Source organism: Sphingobium sp. MP9-4 (assembly GCF_005281675.1).
GTDB lineage: Bacteria > Pseudomonadota > Alphaproteobacteria > Sphingomonadales > Sphingomonadaceae > Sphingobium > Sphingobium yanoikuyae.
Map to the genome: position 1 here is coordinate 1 of NZ_LUFI01000025.1, position 18,493 is coordinate 18,493.

General features: G+C 62.8%; 18 protein-coding genes. 7 read left to right on the plus strand and 11 right to left on the minus strand.

Going from position 1 to position 18,493, the window contains the following annotated elements:
* The first annotated feature begins 332 nt into the window (after positions 1–332).
* A complete protein-coding gene (locus A0U87_RS06785) occupies positions 333–527 on the plus strand; it encodes a hypothetical protein (protein ID WP_137405305.1) in 195 nt (64 codons plus the stop codon).
* Positions 524–949: an RNA polymerase-binding protein DksA gene (gene dksA, locus A0U87_RS06790; protein ID WP_137405306.1), complete on the plus strand. Its 426-nt coding sequence runs from the start codon at positions 524–526 to the stop codon at positions 947–949. The genes A0U87_RS06785 and dksA overlap by 4 nt, the downstream gene beginning before the upstream one ends.
* A 295-nt stretch (positions 950–1,244) precedes the next feature.
* Here the strand turns inward: dksA and A0U87_RS06795 are convergent, their stop codons facing one another.
* The 4 genes from A0U87_RS06795 to A0U87_RS06810 all read right to left on the minus strand — a co-directional run bounded on the left by A0U87_RS06795 (position 1,245) and on the right by A0U87_RS06810 (position 5,813).
* Positions 1,245–1,631: a DUF4168 domain-containing protein gene (locus A0U87_RS06795; RefSeq protein WP_137405307.1), complete on the minus strand. Its 387-nt coding sequence runs from the start codon at positions 1,629–1,631 to the stop codon at positions 1,245–1,247.
* A 172-nt stretch (positions 1,632–1,803) separates the two neighbouring features.
* A complete protein-coding gene (locus A0U87_RS06800) occupies positions 1,804–2,109 on the minus strand; it encodes a hypothetical protein (protein ID WP_137405308.1) in 306 nt (101 codons plus the stop codon).
* A 285-nt stretch (positions 2,110–2,394) separates the two neighbouring features.
* Positions 2,395–4,779, minus strand: coding sequence for a membrane-bound PQQ-dependent dehydrogenase, glucose/quinate/shikimate family (locus tag A0U87_RS06805; RefSeq protein ID WP_137405309.1), 2,385 nt, complete (start codon positions 4,777–4,779; stop codon positions 2,395–2,397).
* A gap of 365 nt (positions 4,780–5,144) precedes the next feature.
* Positions 5,145–5,813 carry a TetR family transcriptional regulator gene (locus A0U87_RS06810; protein ID WP_137405310.1) on the minus strand — a complete coding sequence of 223 codons (669 nt, stop codon included), beginning with the start codon at positions 5,811–5,813 and terminating at the stop codon, positions 5,145–5,147.
* A 373-nt stretch (positions 5,814–6,186) separates the two neighbouring features.
* Between A0U87_RS06810 and A0U87_RS06815 the strand changes: the two genes are divergently transcribed.
* Positions 6,187–7,173, plus strand: a complete 987-nt coding sequence (locus A0U87_RS06815; protein WP_137405311.1) for an SDR family NAD(P)-dependent oxidoreductase — start codon at positions 6,187–6,189, stop codon at positions 7,171–7,173.
* A gap of 68 nt (positions 7,174–7,241) precedes the next feature.
* Here A0U87_RS06815 and A0U87_RS06820 read toward each other — a convergent pair whose 3' ends face one another.
* Entirely contained in the window at positions 7,242–7,841 is a 600-nt protein-coding gene (locus A0U87_RS06820) for a TetR/AcrR family transcriptional regulator (protein WP_240700513.1), read from the minus strand.
* A gap of 306 nt (positions 7,842–8,147) precedes the next feature.
* On the opposite strand from A0U87_RS06820, the gene A0U87_RS06825 reads away from it, so the two are divergent.
* The 4 genes from A0U87_RS06825 to A0U87_RS06840 all read left to right on the plus strand — a co-directional run bounded on the left by A0U87_RS06825 (position 8,148) and on the right by A0U87_RS06840 (position 10,361).
* Entirely contained in the window at positions 8,148–8,402 is a 255-nt protein-coding gene (locus A0U87_RS06825) for an acyl carrier protein (protein ID WP_137405312.1), read from the plus strand.
* A 513-nt stretch (positions 8,403–8,915) separates the two neighbouring features.
* Positions 8,916–9,197: a type II toxin-antitoxin system ParD family antitoxin gene (locus A0U87_RS06830; RefSeq protein ID WP_137405313.1), complete on the plus strand. Its 282-nt coding sequence runs from the start codon at positions 8,916–8,918 to the stop codon at positions 9,195–9,197.
* Complete coding sequence (locus A0U87_RS06835) at positions 9,194–9,490, plus strand: type II toxin-antitoxin system RelE/ParE family toxin (protein ID WP_137405314.1); 297 nt, start codon at positions 9,194–9,196, stop codon at positions 9,488–9,490. The genes A0U87_RS06830 and A0U87_RS06835 overlap by 4 nt, the downstream gene beginning before the upstream one ends.
* Before the next feature lie 325 nt (positions 9,491–9,815).
* Complete coding sequence (locus tag A0U87_RS06840) at positions 9,816–10,361, plus strand: hypothetical protein (protein WP_240700514.1); 546 nt, start codon at positions 9,816–9,818, stop codon at positions 10,359–10,361.
* On the opposite strand, the gene A0U87_RS06845 is transcribed toward A0U87_RS06840, so the two are convergent.
* The 6 genes from A0U87_RS06845 to A0U87_RS06870 are packed head-to-tail and all read right to left on the minus strand — an operon-like array spanning position 10,358 to position 18,480.
* Entirely contained in the window at positions 10,358–14,101 is a 3,744-nt protein-coding gene (locus A0U87_RS06845) for a conjugal transfer protein TraG N-terminal domain-containing protein (RefSeq protein WP_137405315.1), read from the minus strand. The two genes, A0U87_RS06840 and A0U87_RS06845, sit on opposite strands and share 4 nt — an antisense overlap.
* Positions 14,102–14,109: 8 nt before the next feature.
* Complete coding sequence (locus A0U87_RS06850; RefSeq protein ID WP_137405316.1) at positions 14,110–15,534, minus strand: conjugal transfer protein TraH; 1,425 nt, start codon at positions 15,532–15,534, stop codon at positions 14,110–14,112.
* A gap of 46 nt (positions 15,535–15,580) precedes the next feature.
* A complete protein-coding gene (locus tag A0U87_RS06855) occupies positions 15,581–16,129 on the minus strand; it encodes a hypothetical protein (RefSeq protein WP_170978365.1) in 549 nt (182 codons plus the stop codon).
* A 50-nt stretch (positions 16,130–16,179) separates the two neighbouring features.
* Complete coding sequence (locus tag A0U87_RS06860; RefSeq protein WP_137405318.1) at positions 16,180–17,067, minus strand: conjugal transfer protein TraF; 888 nt, start codon at positions 17,065–17,067, stop codon at positions 16,180–16,182.
* On the minus strand, positions 17,064–17,660 hold the full coding sequence (locus A0U87_RS06865; RefSeq protein ID WP_137405319.1) for a S26 family signal peptidase: 597 nt from the start codon (positions 17,658–17,660) through the stop codon (positions 17,064–17,066). Before A0U87_RS06865 ends, A0U87_RS06860 begins: the two co-directional genes overlap by 4 nt.
* Positions 17,632–18,480: a type-F conjugative transfer system pilin assembly protein TrbC gene (locus tag A0U87_RS06870; RefSeq protein WP_137405320.1), complete on the minus strand. Its 849-nt coding sequence runs from the start codon at positions 18,478–18,480 to the stop codon at positions 17,632–17,634. The genes A0U87_RS06865 and A0U87_RS06870 overlap by 29 nt, the downstream gene beginning before the upstream one ends.
* Between the last annotated feature and the right edge of the window lie 13 nt (positions 18,481–18,493).

Genomic DNA, 18,493 nt, shown 5'->3' on the forward strand with positions numbered 1-18,493 from the left:
TCTGTCGTCGGTCATCGTCTTCTTCTCCAGGTTCGAGTTCGCATCCGAACCCTACCAGAAGATCGACGGTGGCCACCCTCTCAGGGAAACCTTCCTACACCACCCCGTGGGACACGACCAAAAGAAACAATCGAAGTTGCCATCCTGTCCGTTTCGCCGGACCGGCATTGCCTGATGCAGAAAAAAGGGGTGGGCGCAAAGAAGTGCGGCTCGCCCTATCCTCCGCATGCCCCGCCTCATCGGGCCATCCTGGCAAAAATGGCGCAGCCTCCGCCATTTCATGATAGGAGCCCCACCATGCCAGGCGATACCTTGGAATGTGAGATCGAGAGTTGAGCGCAGCCGACTTCTACCATCAGCAAGCCGCGGCCGAACGCCTCGCGGCGCAGAAGGAAATCCTGCCACAGCGGCGCCAGCAACATGAGCGCTCCGCTGAGCGATGGGAGGAGATGGCCCGGTCCGCCGAGGAGACGGAACGGCGTACCGCCATCAACGAGGCATCCAGGCAGGCAAGAGCACTGTCATGACAAATGCCTGGATTGACCTGCCTGCCGATTATCATCCGTCGGCCGAGGAGGAGTTCATGAACCCGCGGCAGCTGGAATATTTCCGCCAGCGCCTGCTCGCCTGGAAGAAGCAGATTCTCAGCGAGGCGGAAACGACGCTCAATGTTCTGCAGATGGAACAATTGCGAGAACCCGATCTCAACGATCGGGCGTCGAATGAGACAGACTGGTCGATCGAATTGCGCACGCGCGATCGCCAGCGCAAGCTCATCGCCAAGATCGCGGCAGCGCTGCGCCGTATCGACGAGGGCGAATATGGCTATTGCGAGATCACGGGCGAACCGATCTCGCTCGGGCGCCTCGAGGCGCGGCCCATCGCCACGATGACGCTCGAAGCGCAGGAAAGGCATGAGCGCCGCGAGAAACTGTCACGCGAGGGATAGTGACGCTGTATGACCGATGCGCTGCAACGCGCAGAAGCTCGCTATCCTTCTGCCTTCCAATCCAGCAGCTATCGGCGATGGGATTTCCGGCGGATCCGCGCCCCGCAATGGCGGCATGTGCCTGCATAGTCGAGGCCATCCCAACGCACCTGCGGGCGATGGGGAACATGCCGATTGAACCAGCATAGCGGCAAAGGAAATCGCACCGGACCCTCCGTTGCACTGAGGCTGTCAGCGGCGCGTCCGATCGCGCTGGCAAGTATGGAGGCGCCGCCGGACAGGGCGAACCCGATGCCTATTGCTGCGGCGGCGTCGCGCCCTGAAGCTTCCCGGCGATGGCCTGGAGACGTTGCTGCAACGCCGGATCGGATTGTGACGCGGTCGCGATCTCGTTGAACTTTTCGGGGGTCAGTCCCGCCTGTTGCACAGCGGCCGCCATCTTCGTCTGCTTGTCGGCATCGGGCGTGGCGCTATCCTGCTGGATTTGCTGCACAGCCAGCGCGGCTCTCACATATTGCTCCAGTTCCACGTCGCTGAATGTGGTAGTCGGTGTCGGAGCCTCTGGCGTCGTCGGGGCAGTTGATGGCGGCACCGCGTCTTGCGCCGATGCCTGTATGCTGCTGCCAATCAGCGAAAAGAGGCACAAGGCCGTGGCTTGCATGATCGATATGTTGGACTTCATTTCGCACTCCATCAAGGCAAGGGCTGAGCGTTTCCTATCGTCCGCAGGAATCCAACCGAACATTGGACCCACGGTGCCTTGTATGGGGTGGACCGACGACAAAGGCGCAAAAGCGCTTGCCGGCCCTGGCCGGCGGGTGTTCCAGATTTGTGGTGGGACGCTTGGAAAAGAGCTATCGTCGACCCATGACGTGGGCTGCAGGATCTATGATCGTTATCGCGTCGCCCGAACTATTGGCGACGGCATTGGCCATGCCGAACAGTTCGACGCGCCCGCCATCATTATAGACCCGTCCGGCAACCGTACCATGCAGGATCGCGTGCGCGCCTCTCTCGACCGTGAAATCGCCCACAATCGTGCCGCGAAGAATGAAGCGCCGGCCGCCGGCAAGCGTGGCGTCACCGGTGATGGTGCCGTAAAGCGCGATATCTTCCTCGATCACATAAGGGCCGTCGATGTTATTATGGACTGCCTTCACGTTCGTCTCCTTTCCATGACCGCAAGATAGAGGCTCCCGTCACCTTCGCCAAGGCGTGTCAGGTTCTGCGCCGTGTCATCTGGAAACCGCTGACATCGCCGGGAAAAGGAGAACCGGCGGCGACCGCTTTATCGATGCGCTCTATCCACCCGGCAGGCACCGCCTGCAGGATTGCTCACGCAACATGCTGGAGCATCGGGATCTCACCCGCAGCCTCGCCGTGCCGCCTCGGCAGCACCAGAGCGGCCCGCAGTCTGCAAGGCGCGAGACGTCGTGAACGAACCGCTACTCGGATCTTGGGGGCAGTGCGAAGGCCATCGTATAGTCGCCGTAGCGCGTTCCCAGCGCGCCATGGCCGCCTGCGGTGATGACGACATATTGTCTCCCATCGCGTCCGCGGTAGGTCATGGGTGTAGCTTGTGCGCCTGCCGGCAGCCGGGCCTTCCACAGGACCTTGCCGGTCCGCAGGTCGAAGGCGCGCAGATACTGATCGGTCGTCGCGCCAATGAACACGAGGCCACCCGCCGTGATGATCGAGCCGCCCAGGTTCGGCACGCCCGTCTTGAGCGGCACGCCGAGGCGCGAGCCGAAAAGACCGGTGTCGCGTGCCGTGCCCAGCACCTCGCGCCAGAGAACCTTGCGTGTTTTGAGGTCGATGGCAGTCAGATGGCCCCAGGGCGGAGCGTTGCAGGGCGCGCCGAAGATGCCGATCCAGGCTTTCACGACGGCGGTGTAGGGCGTGTTGTACTGAGTCTGAAGCTGTGCCTGCCTGGCGTTCTCACCGCCTTTCTTCTGCTCTATCAGCGCTTTCGTGCGAGGATCGTCGCGGCGCATCAACCAGAGCTTGAACGGCATCTCCATGGTGTTGACCGTCATGATGCCGCTTGCCGGATCGACCGCCGCGCCGCCCCAGTCGGTGACACCGTCAAATGCCGGATGGCCGATAATGGGTTCCAGTCCCATCGGCTGATAGGCGCCGGTGCCAAGCGCCCTGCGAATATCGATCCGGCACATGAGCTGGTCGATCGGTGTCGCGCCCCAGGTCGACTTCTCGTCCGGCGCCGGCGGGGTGAAAGACGGCATCCCGACAGAAAAAGGCTGGGTCGGCGATACGCGCACCCCGGGCGTCGCGCCATCCTGCCGCACCGGGCGCTCGACGACCGGGGCGATCGGCTCACCGGTCAGGCGGTTGAGGAAGTAGACCTGACCCATTTTCGTGGTCTGGATGAGCGCCGGGATGGTGCGACCGTCAGCGCCGCGATAGTCGAACAGCGATGGTCCGATGGCGAGATCCATGTCCCACATGTCGCGATGCACGAGCTGGCGGCTCCAGCGCAGCTTGCCCGTCGCTACGTCGAGCGCAACGATCGAGGTGCCGAACCGGTCGTCGAACGGCCTGCGGTAGCCGATCCAGTAGTCGGGCGAGGCGTTTCCGGTACCGAGATAAACGATGCCGTTGGCCGCATCCGCCGTGATCGCACCCCAGACATTGGGTGTACCGCGCGTGTATATTTCGTCCCCGCCCAGCGGCGCGATCGCATCGGCCGAGCGACCCACATCCCAGGCCCAGATCTGACGGCCCGAGACCGGGTCATAGGCGCGCACCACACCGCTGGGAATGTCGCGATTGACATTGTCGGTGATCCGCTCGCCGATGATGAGACGGTTATTCACCACCATGGGCGGCGAGGTGCTGATCTGGTCCGCCGCGCGCGATACGCCCATGTTGGCGCGCAGATCGATGCTGCCATTCTCGCCAAAGCCCCGGCACAACTGGCCAGTCTCGGCGTCCAGTGCGACCAGCCGGGCGTTGAAGGTCGGCGCAAAAATACGGCGCTGGCAAGGCGTTCCCGCCGGTGCCTCAAAATATGCGACACCCCGGCATACGAGATAGCTGTTTCCTTCGCGGGTCGCCTGCTCCCGCCAGGTCCAGCGCGTCTGCCCGGTCGTCGCGTCGATCGCCTGCACGAAGGAATGCGGCGTGCAGGTATAGAGCATATTGCCGATATGGATCGGGGTCGCTTCGGAATGATATTCCCGCTTATGCTGCTTTGCTTCGGCGACGTCCGGCAGGTCGCCGGTGCGCTGTGTCCAGGCAAGCTTCAACTGCCCCACATTGGCGGGCGTGATGTCGGCGAGAGTGGAATATCGGCGGCCGGCGAGGGTGCCGCCATAGGCCTGCCAGTCATTGTCGGCCTCGTTTCCACGCGATTGACCGGAGAGTGGCAGGACTGCGCTGGCTTCCTGGTCTCTTTGCGCACTCGCGCCGTGGCCGAAGGTAAAAATCGTGCCCGCGACCAGAAGAATGAACGCCGCCGTGATGACCGGATTTGCGACTGAACGGATTCGGAACGAGTGTCCACGAGCCGCGGTCAGCAAAACAAGGATGAGAAGTACCGTTGGCGCAACGACCCGCGGAATCAGCTGAAGCCCGTCCAGCCCCACTTCCCAGATCGCCCAGGCAATCGTGCCGATCCAGATCGCGCCATAGAGCCACCGCCCGCGACGATCCCCGCGCCCGATCAGGCCGCCGCTCGCAATCATCGCGACACCGGCTATGACGTAATAAAGCGACCCGCCCAGCCAGGCCAGAATGCCGCCGGCCACCGCAAAGTAGCCGCCCAGGATCGCAATGATCCACCCCAGAATGGCTGTCAGAAAGCGTGCCATCTTTGCCCCGCGATAAAGATCGACCTTTTGCAACGCCTGATTGTCTCGAAGGTTTCCGAACTGTGATCGGGAAATGACAGAAGTCACAATCCGGTCCGACGCGGCTTGACCAGAGAGAAGGACGAGTTCCTGGTCGTCCGATCTATTTCATCGATCTTGTGGTCTATCCCTCACACCAACATGCTGTGGCCGCGAGCAAGGCCAGTTCCGCTTCCTCAGCGATACGTCCAGCGATCAGATATCGGGCGACGGGGGGCTCTGCCTCATCGAGACCGGCGGTCTGTCTGCGCACGGACGAAACGCTCTGCAAGGCTCGCAAGCCCATCGCGGCTGAAAATCGGCACAACCGCTGACGACATTCTCGATCAAATCGTCACCCGCCCGGCCAACAGGCCGAAAAGGGTTAGCGCGAGCGCCTCCTGCATGAACGGCGCAAACCGCATGCGATGCGCGCCAATCTCCGGATCGGCGGTATAGGCGGCCAACAGCGCCTCGGTCGGCCGATCATGCGGCCAGACACCGCTGGTCATCAGCAACGCAATGGCGATGATTTTGTAGATATCGCCCTCATCAAGTTCCGGCAGCGGCGTCCGGAGCTTCGCCGACAGCGCCTCGACCGAGACGAGCACGGCCCGCTTGTGACGCAGAACGGTGTCCGTCGACACATTACGTTCCAGCACGCTCGCCTGCGCGCTTATGAGATCGCACAAGACCGGGCGAGCGGCGAGGCTCTGTGCGATCGCACCGGCGACAGCCTCCGCCCGTTCATGTGGAGGGGAGGCCGGCGAGATTGCGGACAGATCCAGATCGTCGATCCACGCCTGGAGCGCTCCATTCAGCAGCTCCAGCAGGACGGCTTCCCGGGATTCGAAATAGCGCAGCACATTCGACTTCGCGAGGCCGACGCGGCGGCTCAACTCGTTAAGGCTCACATCGGCGACGGACATGTCCTCTAGCATCGCCCAAGCCATGCTCAGGATCGTCCGGCGGCGCTCGTCCCGCTGGGTCTCGTTTCTGGCGCGCTGGAACTCCATGCCCTTCTCCTATTCGACCGATGGTCATTTGTGAACCGATCGGCGTGTTCCTGATCGCGTCCTGTCTGGCACCACCGCACGGCTCTTCATGCTTTCGTCCGCCAGGTATTGATATAAGACCATCGGTCTTTTATATAGGGGCGAGCAGGAAGCTGACTTTGGACGGACCTTGCAGAATGGACTGGAACTTGACGGACTACCAATCCCGGAAACGATGCATGTCATCCATGAACAGGCAGCGGGTCGCTTTCCTGCAGCACGGCGACGAACTCGTCCGCTGTTGACGATGGCCACGCCGCCGGAACGTTCCTGAGAACGCGTGCGGTCTCGCCTCGAACACCATCATCTCCCCAACCCGAAAAAGGATATTTCCATGTCCAGTGAACAAGCCCCCATCGGCTCGCCCTTCGGGCCTGCCAGCACCGCCGAGGACGTCATCCAGGGCATCGATCTCACCGGCAAGACCGCTATCGTGACGGGCGGCTATTCTGGCATCGGCCGCGAGGCAGTGCGCGTCCTGCTCGCCGCCGGCGCGAAGATCATCGTGCCCGCACGCAACATGACGAAGGCGCAAGAGACCGTGGCCGGACTAGACGGCGTGCAACTGGAGGCGATGGACCTGATGGACCCGGCTTCCATCGATGCTTTCGCCAAAAACTTCCTCGCCAGGAACGATACGCTCGACATCCTCATCAATTGCGCCGGCGTGATGGCCAATCCGCTGACGCGCGATGCACGGGGCTATGAGAGCCAGTTCTCCACGAATGTGCTGGGACACTTCCAACTGACCTGCGCGCTGTGGCCGGCGCTGGTCACAGCGAACAACGCGCGCGTGGTGTTCCTCAGTTCGGCCAACCACCGCGGGACAGTCATCGATGTCCTGCACGATCCGAACTTCGAACATCGCGCATATGACCCCTGGGTCGCCTACGGCAACTCAAAGGCGGCCAATATCCTGCTGGCGCTGGCGCTCGACAGCATCGGCGAGGCGCAGGGCGTGCGCGCCTTCTCTGTTCACCCGCGCGGCATCTTCGACACCGGCCTGGTGCGCCACATGGACCTTGCGATCGCCAGGGCCCACGGCATGATCGATGAAGACGGCAAGCCGATCATCGATCCCGAAAAGGGCTGGAAGACGCCTGAGCAAGGTGCATCCACCATGGTCTGGGCCGCCACCAGTCCGCTGCTCGATGGCAAGGGCGGCGTCTACCTGACCAACAACGAGGTAGGCCGGCAGCTCACCGAAGATGACGATGACAAGATCGACAACGACAGCGTCAAACCCGGCGTCAAGGACCCGGTGAACGCCGGGCGTCTGTGGCGGCTCTGCGAGGAACTGACCGGCGCACGCCTCGACTGATAGCGGCGCAATAGCATCGTGCGTCCGGAACGGCCGCCCGCTCCGTTCCGGACGACACCGACCCGCGGCTATGGCGCGTAGGCGCGCAGGAACGTCTCGACCGCGACCGAAGCATCTGCTTCCATCAGTTCAGGCGTGGCGCAGTCGATCAGGCACAAAAGCAGCTTTTGATGGCACCCCGCCAGAGTGAGGGTCGTAAACGACCGCGCCGCCACATAGGGATCATCCGCCCGCAATTGGCCGCGCGCCATGGCGGCCCCAAGAAATTGCGCAAGGAGGTTTTGCATCTGACGCGGCGCGCGATCATAAAATATCCGCCCGACTTCAGGGAATCGTGCCGCCTCCGCCAGCACCAGACGGTTCAGGGCTATCGCATCGCGCGAGGTCGCCTTGGCTAGCAGCTTGAGACCGACGTTATGCAAGGTCACACGCAGGTCGCCGTCCGTGTTGGCCAGCATCTCCAGCATCTGCCCGCGATAAACCGCCGTGACACGATCCAGCACGGCCTCGAACAACCCTTCCTTGGACGGGAAGTAGTTCCAGAGCGTCCCTTTCGAGCCGCCGACCGTTGCCGCGATGCCGGACATGGTCGTCGCCGCATATCCATGCTCCAGAAAGGATTTTGCAGCGACCTGCATGATCGATTCGCGACGGTCGTTGCGCCGCATTTCCCTGCGGCTCAATGGGCAAGATGAAACAACCGAAATCATCGCTCGAGCATAGGAGCAGCGGCATCACATCGCCACTGGCAACTTCAAAATGAACCCGCGCAGGTGTCCATCCGCCGGGTAACAGGCCTTTCCGTCGAGACACGCTGGCTGGCTGATCCCGGATGTCCGTATCACCTTACTGTTCATCTCAACTCTTGACGACCGGATGCGAATTGACAGCATGTCGAGACGAGCTTGCGATCCATGGAATTTACTTCCGGGCGGATCTGCATCCATCTCATCATCCAGGCGGATAGAAACAACATGAACGATATTGCGGGACGAATCATGAAAATCATCGTCGAGCAGATGGGGGTCTATCCGGACCAGGTCACCCCCGACGTCCATTTCATCGACGATCTGGGAGCCGACAGTCTCAACCTGGTCGAGATTGTCATGGCGATCGAGGATGAATTCGGTATCTCGATTCCCGATGACGATGTCGGAAAGATAGCGACCGTGCAGGATGCGATTTCCTATGTCGAAACCGCACAGGCTGGGCCGGGAGCCCGTAAATAGGCCGCTCGAGGATTGTTCGTCCACATGACCGGATTTCGCGCCCGGTGCTTCGGCCAGATTTATGCGCACCCATGGAACAGCTATTCTCCTGGAATCCGGCCCTAATATCGCAGTGCACAAATGTCACGCAAATGACGTCCTGGGAATGACCAGATTCTGTGGTCCGGAAAGAACCTCCCTCACTGCGCCATCGATATGATGCTGCGCCTGCGGGCAAGAAAAAGGCCGGCAGAATGCCGGCCTAGTCAGGAGAGGATGCCTGAAAGGCAAATATATGCTGCGCTTGCGAACGCGATTGCGCAAGCAAAAAATTCAGACGCTGAAAACTTCCATTTCGACAGATAGGATATCGCGCTTCGTTTCCGTTCGGAATGGTCGGCGCATGGTTCGCTGCAAGCCCATAAAGGGCGCCGACCACCCAGTCGGCGTAAATCAGGGGATAGCGGACAATCCTGGTTTACCGTTGAAAGCGGTGGCAATTTTTGCCATATGAAGTGCAGGAGGTATGGCCCGATGGCGACCATGAATGTTTCCCTGCCGGATCCGATGCGGGACTATGTGCAGAACCGTATCGACAGCGGCCACTATGCCAGCGTCAGCGACTATGTGCGCGACCTGATCCGCCGCGATCAGACGGAGACCGAAGATGAGCAGCGTTGGCTCAGCGACCTGGATGCTTCAATCGAACGCGGGCTAGAGGATGAAAAGGCGGGCCGTCTTTACGATCTGGGGGCAGTCTGCGCGGAAGTTCGTGCGGAAATTGAAGGGATGGCGGGCGAACAGCCACTTCAATGAATGTTTTCCTGACGCGCGACGCCCGCAATGATCTCATGGTGATCGGTCGCCACATCGCAAAAGATAATCCGGGCCGGGCGATGACTTTTATTGCGGAGTTGGAGGACGTCGCCCAGCGCATAGGCGACATGCCGCGCGCCTTTCCGCTGGTTCCACGCTACGAGCAGCACGGTATTCGGCGACGTTCCTACCGTGGCTACGGCATGCTCTATGCGGTGCGAACTGACACAATCATTGTCTACCGCATAATTGGGCCGGGCCAGGATCACGATCGCGCCCTGCGGCTGAATTGACGAGAGGGCGCCACGCGCAGGCAGGAGATTCATCTTCCCCATCAAATCGACTCGCGCCGATGCTTTCTCCTCTGGCCCCTCCAGAGCCAGCCAGATCAATCTGATGAATCTGCTGGCTCCTGTCCCTGCCTCTCCCGTTCCAGCTGCGCTTCATATTGTTCGCGCGCCATCTGACGTCCCAGGAGCCGGGCAAGACGCAGGATCGCCGCATCCGCTTTGGGAGACAGGGGCGGAGCCTCCTGCAGAGAATGCCGCCTCTTCTTCATCGCGGCGTCCGTTCCGACCGCAGGTCCACCCATGACCGGGGTCCGTAAAGAAAACAGGCATGGAGCGGGGAAGGGATGAGCGAAGGGAAGAGGATTGGGACGGACTTTTTCCGCGCAATCGCGCCGTCATGATGATGGCCGCCCGGTTCCATGTCCGACCGGCCTGTGCTATTTCCTCCCTCGGAAAGGCTCTGCACATGCAGGACGTTGATCAGATCGACCCGACACCAGAAGAGACCCTCGCGCCAGCGCCGTCGCCGCGTGCGGCTGACTGGTTCTGGCGCCCATGGTATGCGAAACTCTACTGGGCTTTGGCGCTGCTTTACTGGATCGGTCTCGAGCTGATGATCACCATGCCCTATGACCAGTGGAACATAACATTGGCCGATATGATGGTGCTGCTGATCTTCGTCTTCAATCCGATCACGGTGGTGGCGGTGCTGGGATATGGCTTCCTCAAAGCCAAGGTCGCATGCGGCGAATGGATTATAACGCCGGGACCGCCGTCGCAACGGCCAATGATTGACCCTTACACGGATCCATTTGATATACGATCTGGGAGTATCTTCCACAGACATATCGGCTTGATGAAGGATAGACATTAGGGATCCCTGCGCTCTTTGAAGCTGGGGTCTCCGTCCGCTGGGCCATGATCTCGATCCATCAACAATCGACCCGAACTCAGGATCGATGATTGTTCCATTGAAGTAAGCGGGGCAGTGACCTGCATAGTGCCGCGACCAGAATCTGCCTGTTCCAAATAACGATTGCGAAGGCCTTGATTGCCGAGAACCCCTTCGCTCAATTCCTTTGCGAACGCTTCCTCTGGGCGTCCCGAACGGGCCGCGGCTTTCTCCGCCGACGCGATGACCTCACGAACATCGTAATTCACGATGTCAATCGATGACTGTGCCGAAACAGTCGCAGCTCCCCGATCGGAGATATCCATTCCCAGCTTGCCACTCAGCGATCCGGTCACGCTACCAGAGGCTCCCGATTTGCCTTTGTCACCCTTGTCACCTGTGCTGACGCCCCTGCTAGCGGTTGCCGAGAGATCACCCGACACGTTTTGAGTATTTGAAGTCTGATGGTCTGCATTTCGAGAAAGCGATCTTTGCCACCCAGTTTGCACCATGATCGCAGTGACATCGCGCTCCAGTGTATCGGCAACCTGCGGTTTCAACCGCCAGTTGCCTCGCCGATCCATCTCGAACCCACCACGCAGCCAGTTGGCCATGGCGGCCTGACCTTCCGGGCCACTGCCCAGGAAATGCTCGATTGTGTCGGGGCCGGCCTGCTTGCCGGCCTCGAACCGCGTGCTGGTGTCATTGCGGGCGGACTGGCTGAACCCGGCGCTGCTGGAGACAAGCAGATCATTATGGGCGAAGCTGAACCGGGCATGCCCGCCATTGGCGATGGCGCCAAGCTGGCTCTCGTTGATCAGCCCGCCCCGCCACATCTGCGCTGCGAGTTCCGGTGTCAGGTTGAGGCTGAGGTCGCCATTCTGATCCATGGCGATCTGGCGCCTGGACATTTCGACGCCATGCGCACGCAGCAGCGCCTGGGTACGGGTAAGGCGCTCCCTGTCGACAATTCCGGTCAGACGCTCGTTCCGCGCGCGATCGGCGATGCCTTCCGCGCCGCCCTCGGCCATATCGACCTGGTTGCCGGCCGTACCGGCGAGCGCGCGGATGAAAGAATCGAGGCGAGCCGCTTCCCGGACCGATACTCCGGCGGCCGCCGCGCCTTCGGCAAAGCCCGCATTATCCGCCTGCCGCCGCTGCTCGCCGATCTGGGCATTGCCGCGTACCCCGTCGGGCCCGATCTCGCGCTGCGCGTCGAGCTTGCCCGACCGCTCGGCAAAATCATAGCCTGCAGCCTCCCGCGTGCGCCCATAGACGCTGGTGCCCTCACGCGCCGCCTCCGCGGTCGCGCCATCGGCCGTGCCGACCTGCACGGCGGCGTTGTAACTCTCCAGCGCGCCCAGGACCTGCGCCTCGTTGCGCCCGGTCGCGCGCGAGAGTTGGCTGATCGCGGTCGATCGTGCCTCGCCTGACAGCGCATTGATGAACCCGATGCGCCGGCTGGTTTCGGTGACAGAGAGACCCAGCATGGCCGCAGCCTGCCGTTGTCCCTGATTGCCGCCGGTTCGATGCGCCTGCTCGGTCGCGACATTGCCTCGCTCGACGGCGGCAACTCTGTCGCCCGCATAGTCGCGCCGGCCTTCCATCGCGCCCACCTGCGTCTGCGCCGCGGTCAGGTCATTGCGCAGCATCTGCTCCTGATCGAACGCATTAGCCGTCAGCTTGGCGAACGTCGGATCAGCGCTCGCCTGGGCGATGACCGTCGATGCCTTGAGCGCGGCATCCTTCGCATCATAGCCGCTGCGCTCAAAATGCCGCTGCGCGCCGGATTGCATCATGTCATAGGCTTGGCTGTCGCCGAACGTCTTCCACTGCACCATATTCTGCGCGAAGGCTGCAAAGGCGCGTTCGCCGCCCTGGCCTTGGCCGAAATAGGTGGTGCCAAGCTTGCGCAGGGCATCGCCCTGAGCAAAATTGTGGATCGCCGAAGTCGCGGCATTGGCGCGTACCGCGCGCGCAGTCGCCGGATCGCTCAGATCTCGGCCCACAAGGGCAGGGGAGAGCCCGCCCAGTTCCCGCGCAGCGTCCGCCCGGCCGAGGCCGAAGGCTGCAGTTCCCGCCGCGCCGCCGCCCTGTTCGCCGAGCACGGATCCGGCCGACGCGAAGCTACGGTCCAGACCGAAGCTGCTGCGCTCGCCAAAATCGCCGAAGCCTGAGGATGCAGCGCGCCGCGACATGGTACCGCCGGCCGAGGCCTGCGCCTCCAGGGCCGAGGCATAGCCCTCGCTCGTTCCGACGGTCGCGGCCGCCATGCTGCCCTGACCCTGCACACCGAGCATGCCGGAGGTGAAGGCAGTGAACATGTTGCCCGAGAAGCGGAAGACGGTGAAGACGAAGGCGCCGGCAAGCCCTGCCGCGGCCGTCCGGAACGACCCGAAGATGGCAAGCGCCTTCATCGCCGCCGAGGGCGCGAGGATCCAGCTATCGGCGGCGACATTGGTCGCCCGCAACTCGGCCAGGACGTCCATCGCCCGGCCGAGGGTGAGCTGGTAGATGCCGGCATCGATGACGCCCCAGAGCGCGACGAACACGAAGAGGCCGAGCGCGAAGCTCGCGACCCTGAGGTTGATCGGCGTCAGGATGAAGAGCAATGCGATTGGCATCATCATCAGCATGATCGCGAAGACCGAGGCGCGGATGGTCGGCATCCATTCGTTGGCGGTCGAGAGCGTGGCGAGTCCGTTGGATTCGATCGCCCGGTTGGCCATCACCCGCGCGGTTGCCGCCGGGGAATCCTCGAACAGGACGTCGCCGACGGTCTGGCCGAGCAGGATGTTGGTCAGGAACTTCTGCCGGCTCATGGAATGACCCAGCATCATGTCGCCCAGCGCATCGATCTGCTGGCGACAGCGATCGCGCTGGGCCGCCTGGGTCACGTCGAAGCCGGTGCGCGCGCAGACCTGGTCGCTATAGGCGTCGAACAGCGTGCTGTCCGACAGGCGATCGGCGATATAGCCCCATGCAGCCTCGCAGCTCATCGTCGTGCCGGCCTTGTCGCTCGCTGTGTACACGGTCGAGAAGGTTGCTGGCCCTGCCATCGCCGCGAAGGAGGCTGGAAGATCGGTCGACGTCCGGAAGAGCTGATCGTCGTCGACCCCATAGGCCGGCGACACGCGGGCGACCGGATAGCATTGCCGCACATAGTCCTTCACCGTCGCATCGAGGAAGGTGTCCACGATCGGGCTGCGGGGACTGACGGCGTTGAGGAACAGGTCGAAAGCATGACCGCCGGCGCCAAATTCCAGCTTGGCATTGGGATCGGTGGTATTGTCGTCGATCGTCTCGGCGAGCGCCCGCTCCATAAGATTGGTGACGCCGGCGACCAGTACGATGAGGTTGGGGACGTCGCCGACCGGCTGATAGGCGTTGCGCACCCGGTCGTAGATGTGGATCGTGCCGGTCGTAGCGATCATCCCGGCGAACAGGCCGATGCCGATCAGCATCTGGAAACCGAAGGCGACCAGCCCCATGCCGGAGCCCTTGATGCTCGCCAGCACTGCGCCCAACCCGATCCCGGCAACTGCGATGATCACGACCAGCGTCTCGTAGCGCGGGTCGCCGAACATCATCGCGACCAGGTGGAACGCATCGACGGTCTCCGAGAAGCCGTCCCATGTGTGATAGCTCGCATCGATCGCCAGCGCGGGCGTCGCGCCCAGACACCCGACAAGGGTGAGGATTAAGCGAATGATTTGACGCATGGCCCGCCTCACCGGTTGCGATTGGCATTGGCGCCAGCGGCGTCGCGGGCATCGCGATCACGCTGGCGGACCACTCCGGCATAGTTGGCCGAGAGGTTCGCCTGGTTCATGGCGGCCATATAGGACTGGCGCATCTGCGCGCGCTGGCGCAGCACCTCGTCTCGCAATTCGCGCAACTGCTCGATGCCCTTGGTGAGGATACGCGTCTGGCAGATGTTCGTGTTCTCAGCGTCCGAAGCGCCCGCCGTCGTCACACCGCGTTCGGCATTCTGCAGCGCGAAGTCGATCGAGCGGGTGAGGTCATTCAGCATCTGATAGGCGAGGGTGAGCGCCACCAGTTCATCGGTGTCGGCGATGACGCTGTCGGTAAGCCCCTGTCGCACGCCCCATTCGAGCAGGCGATAGACCGGTAGTGTCCGGACATTGGCGACAAACTGCTTTTCCTCCGTGGTCAGCGCCGCGCGCGTCCGGATCTTGACGGAGATCGCCTCCATCCGCTCGCGCGCCAGGATGAGCGCGCCGCGGCCCGCGCCATTCACCGAACAATCCGCAGCGGTCGCGGGGATGTTGAGCGCACGCGTCGGCACGCGACCGGTCAGGAAATCGTCGGCGCTCTCGGTATCCTGGCGCGGGCAGGCGGGAATGGCCGAGAAGAGCGGCACCTTGTCGTTCGCATCCCAGCGCATATAGACGTCGCCGACCCGGGCCCGCATGACGCCCGCCCAGTCGGATGCGCCGACGCGCGCGGCGGCGTGCGCCAGCAGCGATCCGGTCTTGAAAATATCCGTCACCTCGGTCGGGCAATTGGCGAGCGCTTCCTTCAAGTCCTCCGTCGGATTACCCTTGTTGGCCTGTATCTTCTCGCGGCTCTGTTGCCAGCTATTGGCATAGCCTTCGCGGATGGACTTGTAGCCGGTCATCTCCTCGACAATGCCCGACATATTGTCGTCGCCCTTGGCGATCTGGACCATGCGATTGGCGAGACGGCAGTCGTTCACCTGAATAGAGTTCAGGAAATTGGTCGCCGCCTCCATTTTTGAAATAATATTGCCCATCTTCTCATCCAGCGTTTCCAGAAGATACTGGAAGGCGACGGCCGGGGCGGCTTGCAGGATGGTCTCCAGCTTCTGGACGAGATAATCGGGATCGAGGAACGACATACCGCCAAGGAACATGTCGATGCCGCCGCAGCCCGCCTTCACCTTGGGCAGCGTCAGACTCATCAGATAATCGTCATGCACATCGACCCGGCCGGACATGCCGCCGGCGGTCACATAGCCGCGTGTCTGGTCCTCGAAGCTGCCGGGCGAGGTATAGGTGACATTATCGAACCAGCTCTCGGCCCAACCCTGGGCGTGGGCCGGGACTGTCTGGCCGCATGAAGCTGCAATCAGGCAGAGCGCGAGGAACGGGCGGCGTATATGATAGGCCATGACAGGTTTCCTGAAGGCAAGAGTTGACGACACAGCCCCGGCACGATCAGCGTCCTTTCCGATTGGGAGAGGCGGGCGCCCTCACGCCGACAATTCCCGTAAATTTCGACATGGCGCGCACACCCACCGCGGCGCGCGCCCCGGTCAGCATCCGGGCGGCAAGCCAGGCGTTGCGCGCAATATTGGCGCCATGGTCGGTGCCGATCGCGATCGGCACCATGCGGCCTGGATCAGCCAATGGCCGCACCCATGCGACCGGGTGTCCGACCCAGGGAAGGCCAAGACGCCCCGATCGGAGCGCTGCCTCATCTTGTCGCAACGTTCGGACCTGCCAGCCATAGCGGCCGCGGAATGCGAGAAGCTTCGTCCAGAGGTCGCCGCAGGGCAGGCAGCCGGGCGCCGTGCTTATCTCGATCACATAAAGCGATGCCTGGCCGCGCAGCATGGTCTCGAAGTCAGGCGGAAAATCGCGCGTCATCGGCACGCGGGAGAGCCACAGGCGCATGTCCGCAGCCGTCGATACCGGATGGATGGCCGCCTGCCGTGCGACGTCCCGGTCTGCCTGCTGAGCGAGGACGCTCGCCGGCAGCAGCATCAGTGACGCCAGCAGCGAAACGCCGCAGGCCAGCGTGGAACCCAGGCGCCTCACGGCCTGCGATCCCTGGCATCGATAAGATCGCCGCCGATCACGCGCGGATCGGTCGAGGAGACCGGGCCATTGGCCAACGCATCGAAGAAGCCGTCTTCCTCCCCCGCGCCGGTCAGCCACTGCTCGGGGCGTATATCGCCGCTCAGCAATCGCACGGCCTGATAGGCCATCTGCGCAAGATTGGGGTAAGTCTCGACCCCTGCGGCAATCACCATGCGCTGGGGACTGCCCCGACGGATGACCATGGTGGTCGGCGTCACCTCCACCCCGAAACGCTGCTTGAGGTCGGGCCTGCGATCGAGATCCATCAGGCTCACCTGCCAGCCCATGTCATCCTGGAACCGCTGGACGATCGGCCACTGCACCTTGCAATAGCCGCAGGATTCCCGGGCAAACATGACGAGCGCAAATTCCCCGGCGTGCGCCCGCAGATATTGGCGGCGCACCTGATCCTTCTGCGCGCCCAGCGCATCGCGTGCCTCGCCGACCATCGGGTTGGCAGCCTTGGCATTGAGTTCGGGATGGGTGAGCATGGCAAGCTGGGTGACGCCGGCAAAGGCGCGGGCCTTGCGCCGGGCAAAATCCTGCAGCCGCCAGAAATCGGCGACCGCGTCGATCGTGAGGACGGTTGCGGCATAGTCGCGCTGCTCCACGATGAGCTTCGCGATCCGGGGCGGCGACCATTTGGCCAGTTCCACCATCGGAGGGATGACGGGCTTTGGGACCGTCTCTTGCCGCACCTCTTCTTCAGTGCCGGATTTGGGTGTCTCGTACCACCAGTAGCCCCGCGCCGTACGATCGCCCGCGCTCGCAGGCGCCGCTTGCGCGCACGCAGGACCGGCGGGCAGGAGCAACGCCATGCCCAGGATGAGCATGCGCTTCACAGCAACTTCTCCATGCGCGTGAGCCGCTCGATCGCCACCGGGCCATAATAGCGGCTGTCATATCCGTCGGGATGCCGCGAACCGACGAAGATCATCCCCTCGGGAATGCGCGGACTTTCCGGCTGCCAATGCATGAGCGCCTTGCCATTGCGCGCCGCAGGCTTGCTGACGCCCATCAACCTGCCATTGCAATAGTACCAGCCATTCGCGATCAGCCCGCCAATCCCATGCTTCTCGACCATGCTGATCCGGTCACCAGGCAGGCAGAGCGCATATTTGGTGATGGCGACGGGCTTCGGGCCGGCTACGGGATCGGACAATGTGAAGGATATGAGGTCGCCGCGATGGATCGGACCGGGAGATCGATGGACGACCCATGCGTCGATCGACGGCGTCATGACCAGGGTGATCTGCGGCATCGCCCACCAGGCAAAGAGACCGATGGGCAGCACGATGCCATAGGCCTTGAGCAGCTGGGCAGGCCGCGCCGGTTGCCCAAGACCGCTTGCGCCGAGCGCCACGGCCGCCCGGAGCGGCAGATCCTTGAGTTCGCGCCAGAGGCGGTTACCGGCGCGCCAGGTGAGCAAGAGCATCTCGCACCTCCTCCTTGCCGCCAAGGCGGCCATATTCCTCGAGCAATCCCGATAGGGCAGCGTCGCCCAGCACGATGTGCGCGGCGCGCGGGCTGGCCTCGTCACGCTCGCAATAAGGGAGGGTCGGATCGCCCGGGACCATCGCTAGCGCGGGCACCTGGGTGACGCCATGCTGGCGGAACACCAGGGGATCGACGATGACCTGTACGTCGCGCATTGCGCAGGCAGGGCCTTCGCAACCGGGATCGCGGCGCAATATGGCGGCCGACAATTTCGCCATCGGCGCGACCTGCCGCATCCCGCCCGGCATGCCGCGGAAGGCCATCACGCCGCCGGCGCGTTCGAGCTGCCCGGCATAGGTGCGCAGCGTCTCGACCGGCATGGACGAGGAAACGAACAGGACGGGAACCCAGCGTTTCGCACCACCGGTGGATACGACGCCGGCCAGCGCTGCCTCTTCGGGCTGTTCAAGGCCCAGGGCCTGGGCGATACGACGGCTGGCGGCCTCCCGCTCGATGGCCAATGCATCGCGGGCCGCCGCGACATCGGCCTCCACCTGTTTCGCCATGGCGGGATCCGGCTTGCGCCTGTTGATCGCCTCGAAAGCACGGCGCTGCGCGGCGGCATCGGCTTTGGCCGGTAGAGCTGGTGAAGAGGGATGGGCGGTCTTTGCTTTGTCGGCGGCGCGCTTCACGCGCTCCATCGCCGCGCCGCCCTTATCCTGGATGCGCGTGCGGGCATTGCCGTCCCGCTGCTGACCAGCCGTATCCTGCAGTTCGCTCGCTCCGACCAGCAGCGGGGCGAGGGCAATGGCTGCCAACAGGCGCGCGCGC